Annotated in this window: 16 protein-coding genes; 14 read left to right on the top strand and 2 right to left on the bottom strand. The window is 33.6% G+C overall.

What is annotated here, in order from left to right:
• From BSF42_RS02960 to BSF42_RS02940, 5 genes are all read left to right on the top strand, one after another.
• Positions 1–2,994, top strand: a 2,994-nt coding sequence (locus BSF42_RS02960) for a gliding motility-associated C-terminal domain-containing protein (protein ID WP_141248426.1), incomplete at its 5' end; no start/stop codon positions are given.
• 47 nt (positions 2,995–3,041) lie between these two features.
• Entirely contained in the window at positions 3,042–3,974 is a 933-nt protein-coding gene (locus BSF42_RS02955; RefSeq protein WP_095951622.1) for a type IX secretion system membrane protein PorP/SprF, read from the top strand.
• Between the two features lie 11 nt (positions 3,975–3,985).
• On the top strand, positions 3,986–5,923 hold the full coding sequence (locus BSF42_RS02950; RefSeq protein ID WP_095951621.1) for an OmpA family protein: 1,938 nt from the start codon (positions 3,986–3,988) through the stop codon (positions 5,921–5,923).
• Positions 5,924–6,160: 237 nt separating this feature from the next.
• The gene (ligA, locus tag BSF42_RS02945; protein ID WP_095951620.1) at positions 6,161–8,167 is read left to right on the top strand and encodes an NAD-dependent DNA ligase LigA; all 2,007 of its coding nucleotides are present in this window, start codon (positions 6,161–6,163) and stop codon (positions 8,165–8,167) included.
• On the top strand, positions 8,154–8,846 hold the full coding sequence (locus BSF42_RS02940; RefSeq protein WP_095951619.1) for a lysoplasmalogenase family protein: 693 nt from the start codon (positions 8,154–8,156) through the stop codon (positions 8,844–8,846). Before ligA ends, BSF42_RS02940 begins: the two co-directional genes overlap by 14 nt.
• On the opposite strand, the gene BSF42_RS02935 is transcribed toward BSF42_RS02940, so the two are convergent.
• Together BSF42_RS02935 and BSF42_RS02930 are read right to left on the bottom strand one after the other, a co-directional pair.
• Positions 8,833–9,744, bottom strand: a complete 912-nt coding sequence (locus BSF42_RS02935; protein ID WP_095951618.1) for a bifunctional UDP-sugar hydrolase/5'-nucleotidase — start codon at positions 9,742–9,744, stop codon at positions 8,833–8,835. The two genes, BSF42_RS02940 and BSF42_RS02935, sit on opposite strands and share 14 nt — an antisense overlap.
• 42 nt (positions 9,745–9,786) lie before the next feature.
• Complete coding sequence (locus BSF42_RS02930; RefSeq protein ID WP_095951617.1) at positions 9,787–10,566, bottom strand: 5'-nucleotidase C-terminal domain-containing protein; 780 nt, start codon at positions 10,564–10,566, stop codon at positions 9,787–9,789.
• 47 nt (positions 10,567–10,613) lie between these two features.
• On the opposite strand from BSF42_RS02930, the gene BSF42_RS02925 reads away from it, so the two are divergent.
• The 9 genes from BSF42_RS02925 to fabV all read left to right on the top strand — a co-directional run bounded on the left by BSF42_RS02925 (position 10,614) and on the right by fabV (position 18,911).
• Entirely contained in the window at positions 10,614–11,126 is a 513-nt protein-coding gene (locus tag BSF42_RS02925; protein WP_095951616.1) for a hypothetical protein, read from the top strand.
• Between the two features lie 14 nt (positions 11,127–11,140).
• The gene (dapA, locus tag BSF42_RS02920) at positions 11,141–12,022 is read left to right on the top strand and encodes a 4-hydroxy-tetrahydrodipicolinate synthase (protein WP_095951615.1); all 882 of its coding nucleotides are present in this window, start codon (positions 11,141–11,143) and stop codon (positions 12,020–12,022) included.
• Between the two features lie 136 nt (positions 12,023–12,158).
• Positions 12,159–12,953 (top strand): outer membrane protein assembly factor BamD, encoded by a 795-nt coding sequence (locus BSF42_RS02915; protein WP_095951614.1) that lies wholly within the window; start codon positions 12,159–12,161, stop codon positions 12,951–12,953.
• Positions 12,954–12,962: 9 nt separating this feature from the next.
• Positions 12,963–13,280, top strand: coding sequence for a DNA-directed RNA polymerase subunit omega (locus BSF42_RS02910; protein ID WP_095951613.1), 318 nt, complete (start codon positions 12,963–12,965; stop codon positions 13,278–13,280).
• A 7-nt stretch (positions 13,281–13,287) separates the two neighbouring features.
• Positions 13,288–14,499: a bifunctional phosphopantothenoylcysteine decarboxylase/phosphopantothenate--cysteine ligase CoaBC gene (gene coaBC, locus BSF42_RS02905; protein ID WP_095951612.1), complete on the top strand. Its 1,212-nt coding sequence runs from the start codon at positions 13,288–13,290 to the stop codon at positions 14,497–14,499.
• Positions 14,500–14,571: 72 nt separating this feature from the next.
• A complete protein-coding gene (locus tag BSF42_RS02900; protein WP_095951611.1) occupies positions 14,572–15,456 on the top strand; it encodes a DUF4835 family protein in 885 nt (294 codons plus the stop codon).
• Between the two features lie 57 nt (positions 15,457–15,513).
• The gene (recN, locus tag BSF42_RS02895; RefSeq protein ID WP_095951610.1) at positions 15,514–17,166 is read left to right on the top strand and encodes a DNA repair protein RecN; all 1,653 of its coding nucleotides are present in this window, start codon (positions 15,514–15,516) and stop codon (positions 17,164–17,166) included.
• A 9-nt stretch (positions 17,167–17,175) separates the two neighbouring features.
• Positions 17,176–17,697, top strand: a complete 522-nt coding sequence (locus tag BSF42_RS02890) for a M48 family metallopeptidase (RefSeq protein ID WP_095951609.1) — start codon at positions 17,176–17,178, stop codon at positions 17,695–17,697.
• Positions 17,698–17,720: 23 nt separating this feature from the next.
• Positions 17,721–18,911, top strand: a complete 1,191-nt coding sequence (gene fabV / locus BSF42_RS02885; protein WP_095951608.1) for an enoyl-ACP reductase FabV — start codon at positions 17,721–17,723, stop codon at positions 18,909–18,911.
• Positions 18,912–19,023 lie beyond the last annotated feature (112 nt).

The following is a 19,023-nucleotide window of genomic DNA, read 5'->3' as shown; positions in this document are numbered from 1 at the left end:
GATGCACCGACGTTTGCGAGTATTCAGACAACTCAAAGTAATATTGTTTGGTACACAGCATTGACAGGCGGAACAGTTATTCCGTCAACAACAGCCTTGACAACAGGACAATATTTTGCAGCAATTGCAGACACCGCTGCTGGTTGTGAAAGTGCAGTAAGATTAACAGTTGACGTGATTGTGAATAATCCTGCAACACCAACATTGGTAACAGCAGGAACACAAAACTTCTGTCTGGTAAACGCGCCAAAATTTGCGAGTATTCAGACGAATGAAACTAATATTATTTGGTATACAGCTTTAACTGGCGGAACAGTTATTCCGTCAACAACAGCTTTAACTACAGGACAATATTTTGCGGCCATTTCTGATCCAGCTTCTGGATGCGAAAGTGCAGTAAGATTAACAGTTGATGTTATTGTAAATAACCCTGCGACACCTACACTGGTAACAGCGGGAACACAGAACTTCTGTCAGGAAGATGCACCGACATTTGCAAGTATTCAGACTAATGAAACTAATATTGTTTGGTATACAGCTTTAACTGGCGGAACAGTTATTCCATCAGCAACAGCCTTGACAACAGGACAATATTTTGCAGTAATTTCTGATCCAGCTACTGGTTGTGAAAGCGCTTCAAGATTAACCGTTGATGTAATTGTAAACGATCCGGGAACTCCGACATTGGTAACAGCAGGAACACAAAATTTCTGTCAGGACGATGCACCGACGTTTGCGAGTATTCAGACAACTCAAAGTAATATTGTTTGGTACACAGCATTGACAGGCGGAACAGTTATTCCGTCAACAACAGCCTTGACAACAGGACAATATTTTGCAGCAATTGCAGACACCGCTGCTGGTTGTGAAAGTGCAGTAAGATTAACAGTTGACGTGATTGTGAATAATCCTGCAACACCAACATTGGTAACAGCAGGAACACAAAACTTCTGTCTGGTAAACGCGCCAACATTTGCGAGTATTCAGATTAATGAAACTAATATTGTGTGGTATACGGCTTTAACAGGTGGAACACTTATTCCATCAGCAACAGCTTTAACTACAGGACAATATTTTGCAGCAATTTCTGATCCAGCTACTGGTTGTGAAAGTGCAACAAGATTAACAGTTGATGTAATTGTTACTAATCCAGCAACACCAACAACTACTTCGTTAGCACAAACTTTCTGTTCAGGAACAAATCCGACAGTTGCTAATATTCAAGTGAATGAAAGTAATGTGGTTTGGTATACAACGCAAACTGGCGGAACAGCTTTAGCTTCAGCAACGGTTTTAACAACAGCAACTTACTTTGGAGCAATAAAAGATCCAGCAACAGGCTGTGAAAGCAGTGTAAGATTACAGGTAGCGGTTACAGTTGGAAACACAATAAATCCAACAACGAACAATGCAGCTCAAAGTTTCTGTTCGGCAAATGCACCAACAGTTGCTAATATTCAAGTTAATGAAAGCAATGTAACGTGGTTTGCATCTGCTGCAGGCGGAACAGCAATTCCAGCAACTACAGCTCTTACTTCTGGAGTTTACTACGGAAATGTTGTAGATCCTGTAACAGGCTGTGAAAGCACAACACGTTTACAGGTAACAGTTACAGTAGGTGATCCAAGTCCGACACCAACTACGACTAGTACAACTCAAAATTTCTGTACTTTAAATTCACCAACAGTTGCAAATATTCAAGTAAATGAAGCAAATGTGGTTTGGTACAGTACAGCGACAGGCGGAACAGCAATTCCAGCGACAACTGCTCTCGCAAATGGTACTTATTATGGTGCAGTTTCTAGTGCAATTGGCTGTGAAAATCCAGTTAGATTAGCAGTTACGGTAAATGTAAATACACCAAGTGTAGTTACAACTCCAAGAACTACGCAATCATTCTGCTTATCTGCAGCTCCAACATTAGCTAATATTTTAGTAAATGAAGCAAATGTAGTTTTCTATAACAGTGCAACTGGCGGAACACCATTAGCTGCGAACACGCCGCTTACTGCAACAACTTACTATGCAAGTTCATTGACTAATACATTTAATGGATGTGATAACGGACCAAGATTGGGAATAATAGTTACATTCGAAAATGATGCTGCTGTTCAAATTGCAACTACAGATGATACTCCATGTGTATTTAAAGGAGTAACCTATTCAATTGCAAATGGAAAATCGAATTATGTTTGGACAGTTAATGGAGGAACAATCGTTACAGGAGGAGGTACAGCCGATGGCTCTGTTACAGTTTCTTGGTCTGATATTGGTCCTGGAACAGTTACTGTTGCTTATGTGAACAATTGTGACGAAAGAACAGTTAAAACATTAAATGTTAGTGTAACAAGCTGTTCAGATTTAACTATCACTAATACAGTAGATAACCCGACCCCAAATTTTGGTGATCAAGTAACATTTACTATAACGGTTAACAATGTTGGCGAAGGAGATTTCATAAATACAAATGTTAGTAATTTAATTCCAAGTGGTTTAGAATTAGTAAGTTCATCTACATCTGCAGGAGTATACGATCCAATAGCACAAATTTGGACAATACCGACATTAGCTGCTGGTCAAAGTGTAACATTGACGATTGTTGCAGAAGTGTTACCAAGCGGCGACTATACAAGTGTGGCCACTGTCGAAATTTCAACGCCTTTAGATGTTGATGCATCAAACAATTCAGCTTCAGTAACTTTAGTGCCAATTTGTTTGACTGTTTACAATGAGTTTACGCCAAACAATGACGGGAAAAATGATCTGTTCAGAATTGATTGTATCGAATCTTATCCAAACAACGAGTTGAAAGTATTCAACAGATGGGGAGCATTAGTGTACAGCAAAGTACATTATGAAAATGATTGGAACGGAACTGCAAATGTATCCGGAGTTGTTAATAGAGGAGATATGCTGCCAACAGGTACTTATTTTTATGTGATAACCATTGGAGATGGAACGGTTAAAAAAGGCTGGTTGTCTATTATGAGATAATCCACTTCTATTAATCATCTAATTAATTAAACTAAATAAGTATCGTTATGAAACTATATATAAAATCATTAGAAACATATTTCATTTTAATATGTTCTTTTATCACGGTTTGTGCCACAGCACAACAAGATCCTCAATATACCCAGTATATGTACAATACTATGGCGGTAAATCCAGCTTATGCTGGGTCTACCGGCACCATAGAAGCAGCACTTTTATATCGCTCACAATGGATTGGAATTGATGGTGCACCAGAAACGCAGTCATTTTCCATTCATTCTCCTCTTCGAAATGAAAAAATCGGTTTAGGATTGAGCGTTGTAAATGATAAAATTGGTCCTTCAGATGAATTATACCTTGATGGAAACTTCTCTTATTCTATACCATTGGGATATGAGCAAAGACTTGCTTTCGGTTTAAAAGCAGGAATGAGAATGTTAAACATTGATTGGTCTAAAGGAAGATATTATGATAATGATGATGTTTTGTTAAATCAGAACATTAACAACCAAATGAAATTAGCAGTAGGAGCCGGAGTCTATTATTATACAGATAAATGGTATGTAGGGCTTTCTGTTCCAAGTTTTATTAGGAGTGATTACTATGACGATGTTCAGGAATCTATTGATTATGATCGTCTGCATTACTTTTTAATGGGAGGTTACGTTTTCGATTTGAATCCAAATTTGAAATTTAAACCAGCATTTTTAGTAAAAGCAGTAAGCGGGGCACCACTTACCGCAGACATATCGGCAAATTTTATGATTCAGGAAAAATTTGTTATAGGAGGAGCGTATCGAACAGATGATTCTGTAAGTATACTGGCAGGTTTTCAAATTTCACCAAGTTTTTATCTCGGATATTCTTTTGATTACACTGTAAGCCAATTGAATAAATACAATGATGGTTCTCACGAAATCATCTTGCGTTATCAATTTGTCAAAAACCAAAGCAAAATTAAATCTCCTCGATTCTTCTAAAAATAAAACCTATGAAAAAACTATATATCCTATGTTTGATTTTGAGCGTTACGTTTAGTTTCGCTCAAAAAACAAACTTGAAGAAAGCGGATGCTTTGTTTCGAAACTTTTCTTATCTAGATGCTTCTAAAGCCTATGAAGAATGTTTGCAAAACATAAAAGATCCTTCAGCTCAGACTCTTAAAAACGCGGCAGACTCGTACTATTTTATTTCTGATTCCAGAAATGCACTTAAATGGTATAAAAAACTGTATGAAGTTCAAGGGAACAATTTAACTGATATTTATTATCTGCGTTACATCCAATCCATGAAAGCAGTTATGGATTATGACGAAGCAGATAAAACCACAAGAGAGTATTTGGATAAAAAAGGAGATAAAGCGGAGATTAATAGATATGTTGCCCAAAAGAAATATATGGACAGCGTAGCGAAAGCAAAACCGCTTTATACCATAAAAAATCTCGATATTAATACTAGTAAATCAGATTTTGGCGCAACTTTCTTCAAAGACAATGTTGTATTCACTTCGGCTCGTGATACTACAAAGTTCATCGATAAACTGTACACTTGGAACAATCAGCCTTTTTTGAATTTGTATTTAGCAGAAAGAAATCCAGCAGATGGAAGTTTATTTAACGAAACTGTATTTCTTCCAAATGTAATGACCAAATATCACGAAGCAACTGCAAGTTTTGATGTTCAGGGAAAAACGATTTATTATTCAACAAATATTGTAAAGAAAAATAAATTGGTTGTGGATGATGCGAAAGTCAATAATTTCCAGATTATTAAGGGATCAATTGTTGATAATAAATTAGAAAATCCGCAGAAAGTATTTTTTGACAGCGATGATTATTCCGTAGGACATCCATCATTAAGCGAAGACGGGCAATGGCTTTTCTTTGCATCAGATATGCCGGGCGGATATGGTGAAACAGATTTGTATGTAGTAAAAATTGCTGCTGATGGAACGATGAGTTCGCCTCAAAATTTGGGACCAAAAATCAATACTATTGGTAACGAAGTATTCCCATTTTACCAAAACGGGACTTTGTATTTTTCTTCTGACGGACATTATGGCTGGGGAGATTTAGATGTTTACGAAAGTACCTTTCTGGCAGATGGAAGTTTTTCATCACCAAAAAATCTTGGTGCACCTATAAATAGTAACAAGGATGATTTTTCTTTTATAATTGACAGAACAAATGGTTATGGCTATTTTTCTTCTAATAGAGCAGGAGGAAAGGGCGATGATGACATTTATTCTTTCGTAAAAGGAAAACCAGTTTGTAATCAGAGTATTTCTGGAATGGCTATAGACCACAAAAGTAAAAAGCCTTTAACAGACGTTACGATAATGGCATACAATTCTTTCAGCGAAATTTTGGGTGAAACCAAAACAAACTTTGATGGTAAATATGCTATAGAGGTTCCTTGTAATAAAGTAGTAAAAATGATTGCGGCAAAACCAAATTACAGCAGCGATGATAAAACGGTTGAAACAACAAATGACAACGGCGGTGAAATTAAAGATGTGAATTTTGAATTGAGTAACTACGATGACCTAGTTGTTAAGAAACAAGGTGTTGAAAAAGTAGATGTAAATCCAATTTATTTCGATTATGACAAATTCGATATTACACCAAAAGCAGTTGAAGAATTGTCTAAAGTAGTTTTTATTATGCGAAAATTTCCAAACATTAGAATCAAGATCGAATCACATACAGATTCTCGCGGAAAAGATGCTTATAATTTAAAACTTTCAGACAATAGAGCGAAATCAACTAGAGATTATATTGTTTCTCAAGACATTGATCCTTCTCGAATTGAAAGTGCTATTGGTTATGGCGAAAGCCGATTAATTAATAAATGTAAAAATGGTGTAAAATGTACAGAAGAAGAACATGTACTAAATAGACGCTCAGATTTTATCATTATTCAAAAATAGTTTTATATTTGTGCTGTAATTTATTGATTATCAGTTTAAAATATATAACGTCGAAACCATTTGGAAGTTGGTTTTTATTAATTCTTTTTTAAGAATAATGGACAAGGAGAAAATCAGACTGCATGAATTTGCAGTCTGATTTTTGATTTTTTAAAACTTTTACTTTTTATGCTTTTGAACAAAAATAAATTCTAATTTTGATACTCAGTTTATCATTATTATAATTTGCATTTTTTTATGAGCATTCAAGATACCATTCAAACATTACGAAATGAACTTAATCAACACAATTACAACTACTATGTGTTGGATAATGCCACAATATCAGATTATGATTTTGATAGTAAACTAAAAGAACTTCAGGATTTAGAAAATAAACATCCAGAATTTTTTGATGAAAACTCCCCAACGCAGCGAGTAGGCGGCGCGATTACCAAAAATTTTAAAACAATAGCGCATCAGTATAGAATGTATTCTTTGGATAATTCCTATTCTAAAGAAGATCTGCTGGAATGGGAAAATCGTATTCAAAGAGTTTTAGGAAACGTTAATCTGCAATATACCTGCGAATTAAAATATGATGGTGCCTCTATCAGTATTACTTATGAAAACGGAAAATTAGTTCAGGCGTTAACACGCGGAGACGGTTTTCAAGGTGATGAGGTAACCAATAATATCAAAACTATAAAATCGGTCCCACTCCATTTAAAAGGAAATTATCCGGATAAATTTGATATTCGCGGAGAAATAATTCTGCCATTTAAAGGTTTCGAAAAAATGAATCAGGAATTAATCGAAATCGGAGAAACACCATATTCAAACCCAAGAAATACAGCTTCAGGAAGTTTAAAATTACAAGACAGCGCTGAGGTTGCCAAACGTCCGCTGGAATGTTTGTTGTATTTTGTGACAGGAAACAATTTACCTTTTTCATCACAATTTGAAGGATTAGAATCGGCTAGAAAATGGGGATTCAAAGTGCCAAAAGAAGCAAAATTAGTCAACAACATGCAAGAAGTTTTTGACTTTATTGATTATTGGGATGTTCATCGTCATAATCTGCCTTATGAAACAGACGGTGTTGTTATAAAAGTAAACAGTATTCAGCATCAGGAAGAATTAGGATATACAGCCAAATCACCGCGCTGGGCAATTGCTTACAAATTCAAATCAGAACAAGTTTCTACCAAATTAAAATCAATTTCATATCAAGTTGGAAGAACTGGCGCTATAACTCCCGTTGCCAATTTAGAGCCTGTACAGCTTGCAGGAACTATTGTAAAAAGAGCTTCTCTTCACAATGCTGATCAAATCGAAAAATTAGATATTAGAATAAACGATACTGTCTTTGTTGAAAAAGGAGGAGAGATTATTCCAAAAATTATTGCGGTAGATTTAGAAAAGCGCCCTGAAAATTCAGAAAAAACGCATTATATTGCTTATTGTCCAGAGTGTCACACTGAACTGGTTAGAAATGTAGGCGAAGCCAATCATTATTGTCCTAATTTTTACGGCTGTCCGCCACAGATTATTGGTAGAGTGCAGCATTATATTTCTCGAAAAGCCATGGATATAGAAGGACTTGGAGGAGAAACCGTTGCATTACTTTTTAAAAATGATTTAGTACATAATTACGCTGATTTGTACGAATTGAAAGTAGAAGATATTCTGCATTTAGAAAGAATGGCAAAGAAATCTGCTGAGAATCTGGTAAATGGAGTTCAGAAATCTAAAGAAATTCCGTTTGAAAGTGTATTATTTGCATTAGGAATTCGCTTTGTAGGAGAAACTGTCGCCAAAAAATTAGCAAAGCATTATAAAAATATTGATGCATTAAGTCAAGCTTCCTTAATGGATTTAATTTTGGTTGATGAAATTGGTGAAAGAATAGCCAAAAGCGTTATTGAATTTTTTGAAAATGAAGAAAATCAAAAGATTATCGAACGCTTAAAAAACTATGGCGTTCAATTTCAAATAGAAGAACGAATCAATCCAAATGCGACAGATAAATTTAATGGCAAAACATTTGTAGTTTCTGGAGTATTCAGCCAATTTTCAAGAGACGAATTAAAGAAAGCCATTGAAGACAATGGAGGAAAAGTTGGAAGCTCAATTTCGGCAAAAACAGATTTTGTTGTTGCAGGAGATAATATGGGACCAGCGAAATTAGAAAAAGCAACCAAATTAAATATTACTATATTGTCAGAAGAAGATTTTATCAACAAATTAAATGACACCGAATAAGCCATCATTAATTTTGTTTTTTCTAGCCCTGTTATGTACAATCATTTTCGATTATACAGAGCAGGAATTCTTCGCGACTTATGCTAAAGCAATTGTTCTGCCCGCTATTTTTATTTATTTTTTAATCAGCAGTGAATTCAAAATAGGAAAATCAGAAGGTGTGATTTTCTTTTTTTGTTTTGTGGGACAAGTATTTGACTTAATGAATGTCGAAAGCTCTGAGATTGGAGGTGCAGTAAGTTTCTTAATTGTCTATCTGCTGATAGTGAGAATTTTTATTCGAGAGCATGAACGTATAAAATTGACCAAAAGAGATATTCTGCCTATTTCTATTGTAGTTATTTTTATTGTATATCTTCTTGTTTCTGTTTTGAGTTTACAGCTCGACAGCATGAAAAGATATAATTTTTTATACACTTTTTACGGAATCGTTTTAAGTACATTAGGCTCTTATTGTTTTGTAAGTTACATCACAAAAGGAACGCATATTACATTACTAATGTCATTAATGGCAGTAAGCTACATCTTCTCTGATATTTTCTATATTTTTAATGAATACTTTTCGTATTCAATTGTTTTGGTTTTAATACGAGATACAACTCAAATTCTAGCTTATTTCTTTATGGTAGAATACTTTTTAGAAAAAGCTAGAATTCAAAATAAACCTATACAACAATAGTTGTTCCTTGGTTTGTATGAGCTTTGTCTTTATCAAAGTAAAAATCAATACGGCCTAAATTAATTCCGTAACAACCTACTTGATTTACCAATACCTCTTTACCAGCTTTGTTTTTTACAATAGTTGGCTTGTCTAAGAAAGTGTGTGTATGCCCGCCAATAATTAAATCAATATCCTGAGTTAATTCCGCCAGTTTAAGATCGCAGATCTTCGATGCATCATCTCTATATTTATAACCAATATGCGAAAGACAAATGACCAAATCACATTTCTGCTCTTTCTTTAAAAGCTGTGTCATGTCCTCCGCAATTTCAACAGGATTATTATAAACAGTTTCCTTGTATAATTGCTTGTCAACTAAACCTTCCAGCTCAATTCCAAGTCCAAAAACACCAACTTTAATTCCGTTTTTATTGAAAATTTTGTACGGTTTCACATGTCCGTCCATAACGGTGTTTTTAAAATCGTAGTTAGAACAAATGAAATCAAAACTTGCATGCGGAAGCTGTGCATATAAACCGTCAAGACCATTATCAAAATCGTGATTTCCAATAGTCGAAGCATCATACTTCATCATGCTCATCAACTTAAACTCCAATTCACCGCCATAATAATTAAAGTAAGGAGTTCCTTGAAAAATATCCCCGGCATCAAGCAAAAGTACATTCGGGTTTTCTTTGCGAATAGTTTCTATTAATGCCGCTCGACGAGATACACCTCCTTTATTAGCATTACGCGGATCATCAGCAGGAAAAGGATCGATGTGACTGTGCACATCATTAGTATGTAGAATAGTTAAATGCTTAATATCGTTAGTTTCAAAACTGCTCAAAGACAAACCTAAACTTAATAGTGCGGTACTTGCTGCCGTTTTTTCGATAAACTCTCTTCTTTTCATTTTGTATTTTTTTTCGGGAATGCTATATTGTTTTCGAAATTTTTATTCTTCAGTAATTCTAACGTTTTTCGGCGCAAGAACTGTATCAACCTCTGTGAAGTAATCAATAAGCACATTTCTAAGCTTATAATTTAAATCAAATTTCTGAGTGCTTTTGGAGAAGAAAGTCATGCTGTCACCACCATTTGCCAAATAATCGTTTGTGGCAACATAATAAGTTTTATTTAAATCAAGTGGTTTTCCTTGAATCTGAATATTTTTAGCAGTGTTTTCCTTTGTGATTGTAAAAGTCATTCCAGACAAAGGCTGTGGTTTTTTCTCCTTTATTATATAGGCAGCGATATCTTGAATTTGTTCTCCTTTTAAAGCCAAAACAACAAGATTATTTTCAAAAGGCATAATTTCAAAAGCTGTTCTTGCAGTAACATTTCCTTTAGGCAAAATGGCACGAATACCACCATGATTTAAAAGACACATATCAATATCTTTATTTTCACGAGCTTTAAAAACCTTGCTGCCTCTCTGCAGACATACATCAGCTAATAAACTGCCAATACTAGTCTGCCATTTTCCTGTACTTTTATCCAGCGTTTCAGGACAATAAGCCAGTACATTATCCAAATCTTGATTGATATGATCGCGATATGGTTTAATAAAGCTTTCAATTGCTGGAGTTTCAGCATCTTTTTCAGTAATAGGAAGTTGTTTTCCTTCTATTTTTGTTAAATTGTAGTTTTTCTGACTACAGGAAGATATAAAAAAAAGTGTTAAGAATATAACAAAAAGTTTCAAAAATCCGTTATACTTTTTTAGTTTTACCATTTTAAATGCAACTTAAATAATTAATTTTGTAATCTAGTAAAAGTAGTATGTTTTTGAATTATACAAAGGAATTTTTTGTAAAAAAATCATTAAAAAATAACTTACGTAATGCAAAAAACGAAGTCTTTTCTAAGAACGTTCAAACAGTTGGTTTATTGATAGATGAAAGTAATTTTACACATTCAGAAGCGCTTGTAAAGGAATTAAACCTTCAGGGAATTGCTTCAGAAAATATAAAAATTGCTGCATACAAAGGAAAATTTGACAAAAAAGAAACGTATTTAAGACCTACTTTTGGTAAAAAAGATATCAATTGGAGAGGAGAAATTACAGCAGATTTCTTAAACGATTTTATAAATACAGAATTTGATATTTTGTTAAGTTATTATGATGTCGAAAATATCATTTTAATGATGATCACAAGTAAATCAAAAGCTAAATTTAAAGTCGGTTTTTCTAGTGTTGATGCTAATTTGAACCGTTGGATGATTAATACAGAATTGAACAACTATAAACTATTCGTTTCGGAATTGTTTAGGTATTTAAAAAATTTAAAATAAATTATAATTAAAATATGCAATCATTGATAGGAACTGGTGTTGCACTTGTAACGCCATTTAAAAAAGATTTTTCAGTTGACATCGAAGCTTTACAACGAATCGTGAACTTCTCTATAGACGGAGGAGTGGAGTATCTTGTGGTTATGGGAACAACAGCAGAAAATGCTACCCTTACAACAGAAGAGAAAGAGTTGGTTATAAAGACAGTAATCGATGTAAATAAAGGAAGACTGCCTCTAGTTTTAGGAGTTGGAGGAAATAATACTATGCAGATTGTTGAGGAATTAAAAACAAGAGATTTTACTGCTTTTGAAGCAATCTTATCTGTTTCACCTTATTATAATAAACCAACGCAGGAAGGAATCTATCAGCATTTTAAAGCAATTGCCGAGGCTTCTCCAGTTCCTGTAATCTTATATAATGTTCCAGGAAGAACTGCAAGTAATATGCTTCCTTCAACAGTAATTCGTCTTGCGAATGATTTTGAGAATGTTGTAGCAATTAAAGAAGCTGCAGGAGATATGGCGCAGGCGATGCAGATTATTAAAAATGCACCGAAAGATTTTCTTGTAATTTCTGGAGACGATATGCTGGCACTGCCAATTGTTTTGGCGGGAGGCGCCGGCGTAATTTCTGTAATTGGACAAGGTTTTCCAAAAGAATTTTCAGAAATGATTCGTTTAGGATTGAATAAAAAAGCAGCAGATGCATTCAAAACGCATTATTTCTTGTCAGACAGTATTGATATGATTTTTGAACAGGGAAATCCTGCTGGAATTAAACAAATCTTCCAAGCGCTTGGAATTGCTGACAATACCGTTCGTTTACCTCTAGTAACTGTAGACGATTCGCTGGCAGAAAGATTAAATGAATTTGTTAAAAACAGTATTAAATAAACGTAAGTTTTACGCGATTTTATTATACTAAAAAATATTTTGTAGTAGCTAAATTAATAACTAAATTTGCCACCGAAACTTCGGTGTGATTTTGCTTTGGCATAATTGTCTGAGAGATCATAATAAAAGTAAGAAAATGAAAAGAATAGTATCGCTGTTAATTGTTGTAGCCCTTTTTTGTTCTTGTGGAGAGTATCAAAAAGCATTAAAAAATGAAGATGTCGCAGCAAAATTTGACATGGCAACAAAAATGTATGATGCCGGAAAATATTCAAAAGCGATTCGTCTTTTCGAACAATTAGCGACATCTTATAGAGGAAAACCTCAGGCAGAAAAGTTGTTTTATATGTTTTCACAGTCTTATTATAAAACGAAACAATACTATTTAGCTGGTTATCAGTTTGAATCTTTCGTTTCGGGTTATCCGCGAAGTGAAAAAGTACAGGAAGCAGCATTTTTAGGGGCTTACAGTTATTCAAAATTAGCTCCTGTTTACAGTCTGGATCAAACAGATACATTAAAAGCATTAGAAAAATTACAAGCTTTTATTGATAATTATCCAAATTCAGAATATGTTGCTCAGGCAAATGAAACGGTGCAGCTGTTAAATGGTAAATTAGAGAAAAAAGCATACGAAAATGCTAAAGGTTACAATACAATTTCAGATTATAAATCAGCTTTAGTAGCTTTTGATAATTTTATCGCTGATTATCCTGGAACACCTTTTAAAGAAGATGCGTTGTTTTATAAATATGATTCAGCATATCAACTGGCAATCAATAGCGTGCCTTCAAAAATGGAAGAGCGTCTAAATGTTGCTAAAGCAGCTTACGGAAACTTAATTAAGTTTAAAAGCGATACAAAATACAAAGTTAAGGCAGAAGAAATGAATGCCAGAGTTGAAACAGATTTACAAAAATTTACTAAATAAAATAAAGTCATGGATTTAAAAAAGACGAATGCTCCTGTTAACACAGTAACTTACAATAAAACAGTTATTGAAGAGCCAACAGGAAATGTGTATGAGGCAATTACCATTATGGCTAAAAGAGCAAATCAAATTAATTCTGAGATTAAAAAAGAATTGACTGAAAAATTAGAAGAGTTTGCTACTTATAATGATAGTCTAGAAGAAGTTTTTGAAAATAAAGAACAAATCGAAGTTTCTAAATTTTACGAAAAATTACCAAAACCACACGCTTTAGCTGTTCAAGAATGGTTAGACGGTAAAACTTACCACAGAAGTTCAAACAAATAATAGTACCATGTCAGTTTTAAACGGGAAAAATATTTTACTGGGTGTTTCCGGTGGAATAGCAGCGTATAAAACAGCCACATTAGTACGACTTTTTATAAAAGCAGGTGCACATGTCCAAGTGATAATGACACCTGCTTCTAAGGATTTTGTAACCCCTCTTACATTATCTACTTTATCAAAAAATCCTGTACATTCAAGTTTCTTTAATCAAGATGATGAAGAAGCAGTTTGGAATAATCACGTAGAATTGGCCTTATGGGCTGATATTATGCTGATTGCGCCTGCGACTGCAAATACATTATCTAAAATGACCACAGGAAACTGCGATAATCTTTTAATTGCGGCATATTTATCAGCAAAATGTCCGGTCTATTTTGCACCTGCAATGGACTTGGATATGTACAAACATCCTTCAACTTTATCCAGTTTTGCTTCTTTAAAACAGTTTGGAAACATTATGATTCCAGCTGAAAATGGAGAATTGGCAAGCGGTTTGTCTGGTGAAGGCCGAATGGCAGAACCTGAAAATATAATTGCTTTCTTAGAAGCTGATTTAGAGAGTAAACTACCTTTAAAAGGAAAAAAAATACTAGTTACTGCAGGACCAACATACGAAGCAATAGATCCCGTACGTTTTATAGGAAATCATTCTTCAGGAAAAATGGGGTTTGATATTGCTAATGAAGCGGCGAGTTTAGGTGCAGAAGTGTTTTTAGTTGCTGGTCCAACGCATTACAAAGCTAAAAATGCTTTGGTGAAAGTTATAGACGTTGTTTCTGCTCAGGAAATGTACGATGCTTGTCATTTGTATTTTAATGATGTTGATGCGGCTATTGCGGCCGCTGCTGTTGCAGATTACAGACCAAAATTTGTTGCAGATCAAAAGATTAAAAAAACTGCAGCTGAGTTTTCTATAGAACTTGAAAAGACAAAAGATATATTGTCTTCTTTAGGAGCTATTAAAAAAGAGCAGTTTTTAATTGGATTTGCATTAGAAACTGAAAATGAAATTGAGAATGCTAAGTTGAAAATTCAGAAAAAAAACTTAGATTTGATTGTTTTAAATTCCTTACAAGATAAAGGTGCTGGTTTTAAAAAAGAAACCAATAAAGTAACATTTATTGATAAAAATTTTGAAATTGAACCTATGGAATTAAAATCAAAAGAATCTGTTGCGGCTGATATTTTGAATAAAGTGATTCTGCATTTTTCAAAATAGTAGATTAAAAATATACGCCGAAACATAGATTGGAAAACAATCTGTGTTATAAAATTTAAATGTTTAGAGATTATGAACAAGATAGTTACGTTATTGGTGTTTTTAAGCTTTGGTTTTGTACAAGCACAACAGCTAAACTGTACAGTGACTATTAATACAGAACGACTTACGAACCCAAATAATCAGGTTTTTAAGACGCTTCAGACTTCTTTGTCCGAGTTTGTAAATAAAACAGATTGGACGGGATCAATTTTAAAACAAAACGAAAGAATTAACTGTTCGATGTATATCACTTTATCGTCTAACAGTTCAGATCAGTTTACGGGAACTATTCAGGTTCAGTCTTCAAGATTGATTTTTAATTCTACTTATTCTTCACCAGTTTTAAATTATAACGACAAAGATTTTAATTTTAGATATACAGAATACGAACCATTATTGTTTAATCCAACAACTTACGATTCGAATTTAGTTTCTGTTGTCTCTTTTTACTGCTATTTGATTTTAGGTATGGATGCAGATACTTTTCAAATGGGAGCCGGTAATCAATATCTACAAACAGCGCAAAATATTGCCAATGTAGCACAGCAAGGCGGATTTAAAGGCTGGAGCCAGGCAGATGGAATTCAGAATCGTTATTATTTAATTAACGATATGATTGCGCCTACTTACAGCGATTTACGCCAGACTATGTACGCTTATCATACAGGATTAGACGGGATGAGCTCGGATTTAAAAACTTCAAAAGAAAAAATAAAATCTTCATTATTGCTTATCGGTAAATTAAATTCGGTTAAACCAAATGCGTTTATAACCCGGGTTTTCTTTGATGCAAAATCAGATGAAATTGTTTCTATTTTCTCTGGCGGACCAAGTATTACTATTACAGATTTAACAGATGTCTTGAATAAAGTTTCTCCGTTAAATTCTACTAAATGGTCACAGATTAAATATTAGTCTGTCATCAATTTAAAAAAAAACTTACTTTAATCTTTATTTTTACAAAATTGCCCTATGATTACGTCACTGTCAATTAAAAATTATGCTCTTATTGAAAAATTAGCAATAGATTTTTCTAAAGGTTTTTCTATAATTACAGGTGAGACAGGTGCGGGTAAATCAATTATTTTAGGCGCAATTGGCCTTGTTTTAGGTAAAAGGGCAGATCTTACTTCTTTGAAAAATAAAGAAGAAAAATGTGTAATTGAAGCGCATTTTGAGATTTCTAAATACAATTTAAAAGATTTTTTCGAAGCTAATGATCTCGATTATGAAGACGAAACAATCATTAGACGTGAAATTTTGCCTTCTGGAAAATCTCGCGCTTTTATAAATGACAGTCCAGTAAATCTTCAAGAACTGCAAGACTTGAGTTTGTATTTAATTGATATTCATTCGCAGCAGCAAACACAAGAATTATCAGATGAAAATGTACAATTTAAGATTATTGATGCCATTGCAAATAACGCAGACGTTATTGCAGAATATCAAAAACTGCTTAAATCGTATAAATCAGATAAATCAAAATGGAACGCTTTACTTAAAAAACAAAGTGATTCTGGAAAAGAACAAGAATACCATACGTTTTTGTTGAATGAATTGGTTGCAGCACAATTAAAATCTGGGGAACAGGAAGAGTTAGAAAGTGATTATGAAAAACTGAACAACGTTGAAATAATCAAAGAATCTCTTGATAAGTCATTAGTACTTGCGAATGAAGAGCAATTTGGTGTTTTTCATAATTTGAATGAAATTAAAACGGCATTGCAAAAAGTGGCTCCGTTTTCAGCTGAATATCAAAATTTATTTGAAAGAATCACAAGTCTGTCAATTGAATTTGATGATATTTCAAAAGAAATAGAAAATTCTTCTGAAAAACTATTAAATGATCCGGCGCAATTAGAATTGGTAAATCAAAAATTACAATTGATTTACAATCTGCAGAAAAAACATCAGGTAGATTCTGTTGATGGTCTGCTTCAAATTCAGGCCGATTTAGGAAATAGTCTATTGGAACTCGATAATATGGATGAAGAAATAGCTTCTTTGTCTAAAATTATAGAGGAAAAAACTATTGAACTTGATAAATATGCTGTTCAGATTCATCAAAATAGAGTAAATGCTATTCCGAAATTGTCAGAACAACTAATTTCGATTTTAGAGACTTTAGGAATGCCAAATGTTCGTTTTAAAATGGAATTACTGCCATCAGAAACTTATTTTCAAAATGGCAAAGACGAATTGCAATTTTTGTTTTCTGCCAATAAAGGAACCGATTTTGGTTTGTTGAAAAAAGTGGCTTCTGGTGGAGAAATGTCTCGTATTATGCTTGCTGTAAAAGCAATCTTAGCTAAATATTCAAAATTACCAACCCTTATTTTTGACGAAATTGACACTGGAGTTTCTGGAGAAATTGCAATTAGGATGGGAGAAATTATGAAAGAAATGAGTGCTGCTATGCAGATATTTGCCATTACGCACTTACCGCAGATTGCAGCAAAAGGAGATTCTCATTTTAAAGTTTCAAAATCTACGGTTGGAGACGATACGCAGTCTGAGTTAAAACTTTTGTCACAGGAAGATCGTATTTTAGAAATTGCCCAAATGTTATCTGGAGCAAATATTTCTGATTCGGCTCTGAATCACGCAAAACAATTACTGAATTAAAACAGAGAAATGGAAAGTTTAAGTTTTTACGAAAATCAATTTATAAAAGCAGATGCATTAATTTCTGAAGGAAATTCTGCAGATGGAAAAGAGCTGTTAGAAGAAATTTTATCTCAATATCCTGATTTTGGAAAAGCCCATAATCATTTAGGATGGATTTATTATAATAAATTGAGTGATTATGATAAAGGAATTTATCATTACAAACTGGCAATGAAGTTTGATCCTAAATATCCAGCGCCATATTTAAATTATACTTATTTATTGATTGATATTGGCCGATACAACGAAGCAAAAGAACATATTAATTTTACTTTGGCTAATTTAGAAAATGCTGATAATTCTACTTATAACAGTGAATTAGGAAGAATGGCTGAATATGAAAGCGAATATATAACAGCTTATCATTATTATAAAGCGGCGACTAAAAATGCTTTGAACCCAAATTTTATTGACAATATGAATGCCAATATGAAAAGGGTTAAGGATAAAATGTCTATTTTTGAAAAATTAAAATTGAAATTGAAATAATACAAAAAAAAAATAATTGCAAGATGATTATAGAACCTAGAATGAGAGGATTTATTTGTTTGACTGCCCACCCAAAGGGAGCTGAGCAAAATGTTAAAAATCAAATCGAATATGTAAAATCTAAAGGAGAAATTGCTGGACCTAAAAAAGTTTTAGTAATTGGTGCTTCAACAGGTTTCGGATTAGCTTCAAGAATTACTAGTGCTTTTGGTTCTGGTGCAGCAACAATTGGAGTGTTCTTTGAAAAACCACCGGTTGAAGGAAAAACAGCTTCTCCAGGATGGTATAATTCTGCAGCATTTGAAAAAGAAGCTCATAAAGCAGGTTTGTATGCAAAAAGTATTAATGGAGATGCGTTTTCTAACGAAATAAAAAGAGAAACTCTTGATTTAATCAAAGCTGATTTAGGGCAAGTTGATCTTATTATTTATAGTTTAGCTTCACCAGTACGTACAAATCCAAATACAGGTGTTACGCATCGTTCAGTTTTAAAGCCAATTGGACAAACTTTTACAAACAAAACAGTTGATTTTCATACAGGAAAAGTTTCTGAAGTTTCTATTGCTCCAGCTAACGAAGAAGATATTGAGAATACAGTTGCTGTTATGGGTGGTGAAGACTGGACAATGTGGATTGATGCTTTAAAAAATGAAAATTTATTAGCAGAAGGAGCTACAACTGTTGCTTATTCTTACATCGGGCCATCTTTAACAGAGGCAGTTTACCGTAAAGGAACTATTGGCCGCGCAAAAGATCATTTAGAAGCTACAGCGTTTACTATAGCAGATTCTTTAAAATCTATTGGAGGAAAAGCTTATGTTTCTGTAAATAAAGCTTTAGTAACGCAAGCGAGTTCTGCAATTCCGGTAATTCCATTATATATTTCTCTTTTATATAAAATTATGAAAGAAGAAGGAATCCACGAAGGTTGTATCGAGCAGATTCAACGTTTATTCCAAGACAGATTATACAATGGTTCTGAAGTTCCTGTAGACGAAAAAGGAAGAATTAGAATTGACGACTGGGAAATGCGTGATGATGTTCAGGCTAAAGTAGCAAAACTTTGGTTAGAAGCAACTACAGAAACATTACCAGAACTTGGTGATCTTGCAGGTTATAGAAATGATTTCTTAAATTTATTCGGATTCGAATTTGCTGGTGTTGATTATACTGCAGAAGCAAACGAAGTTGTTGAAATCGAAAGTATCAAATAACAATATTTACTTACTAGTAAACAAAAAACCATCAATCGAAAGTTGATGGTTTTTTTGTTAATATAGCATATCTTTGTTAAAATTTTGAACTTAAAAAATATACCCTTTAATA

Source organism: Flavobacterium sp. ACN6 (assembly GCF_002304005.1).
GTDB lineage: Bacteria > Bacteroidota > Bacteroidia > Flavobacteriales > Flavobacteriaceae > Flavobacterium.
This window is presented reverse-complemented; position numbering and strand designations above follow the sequence as displayed.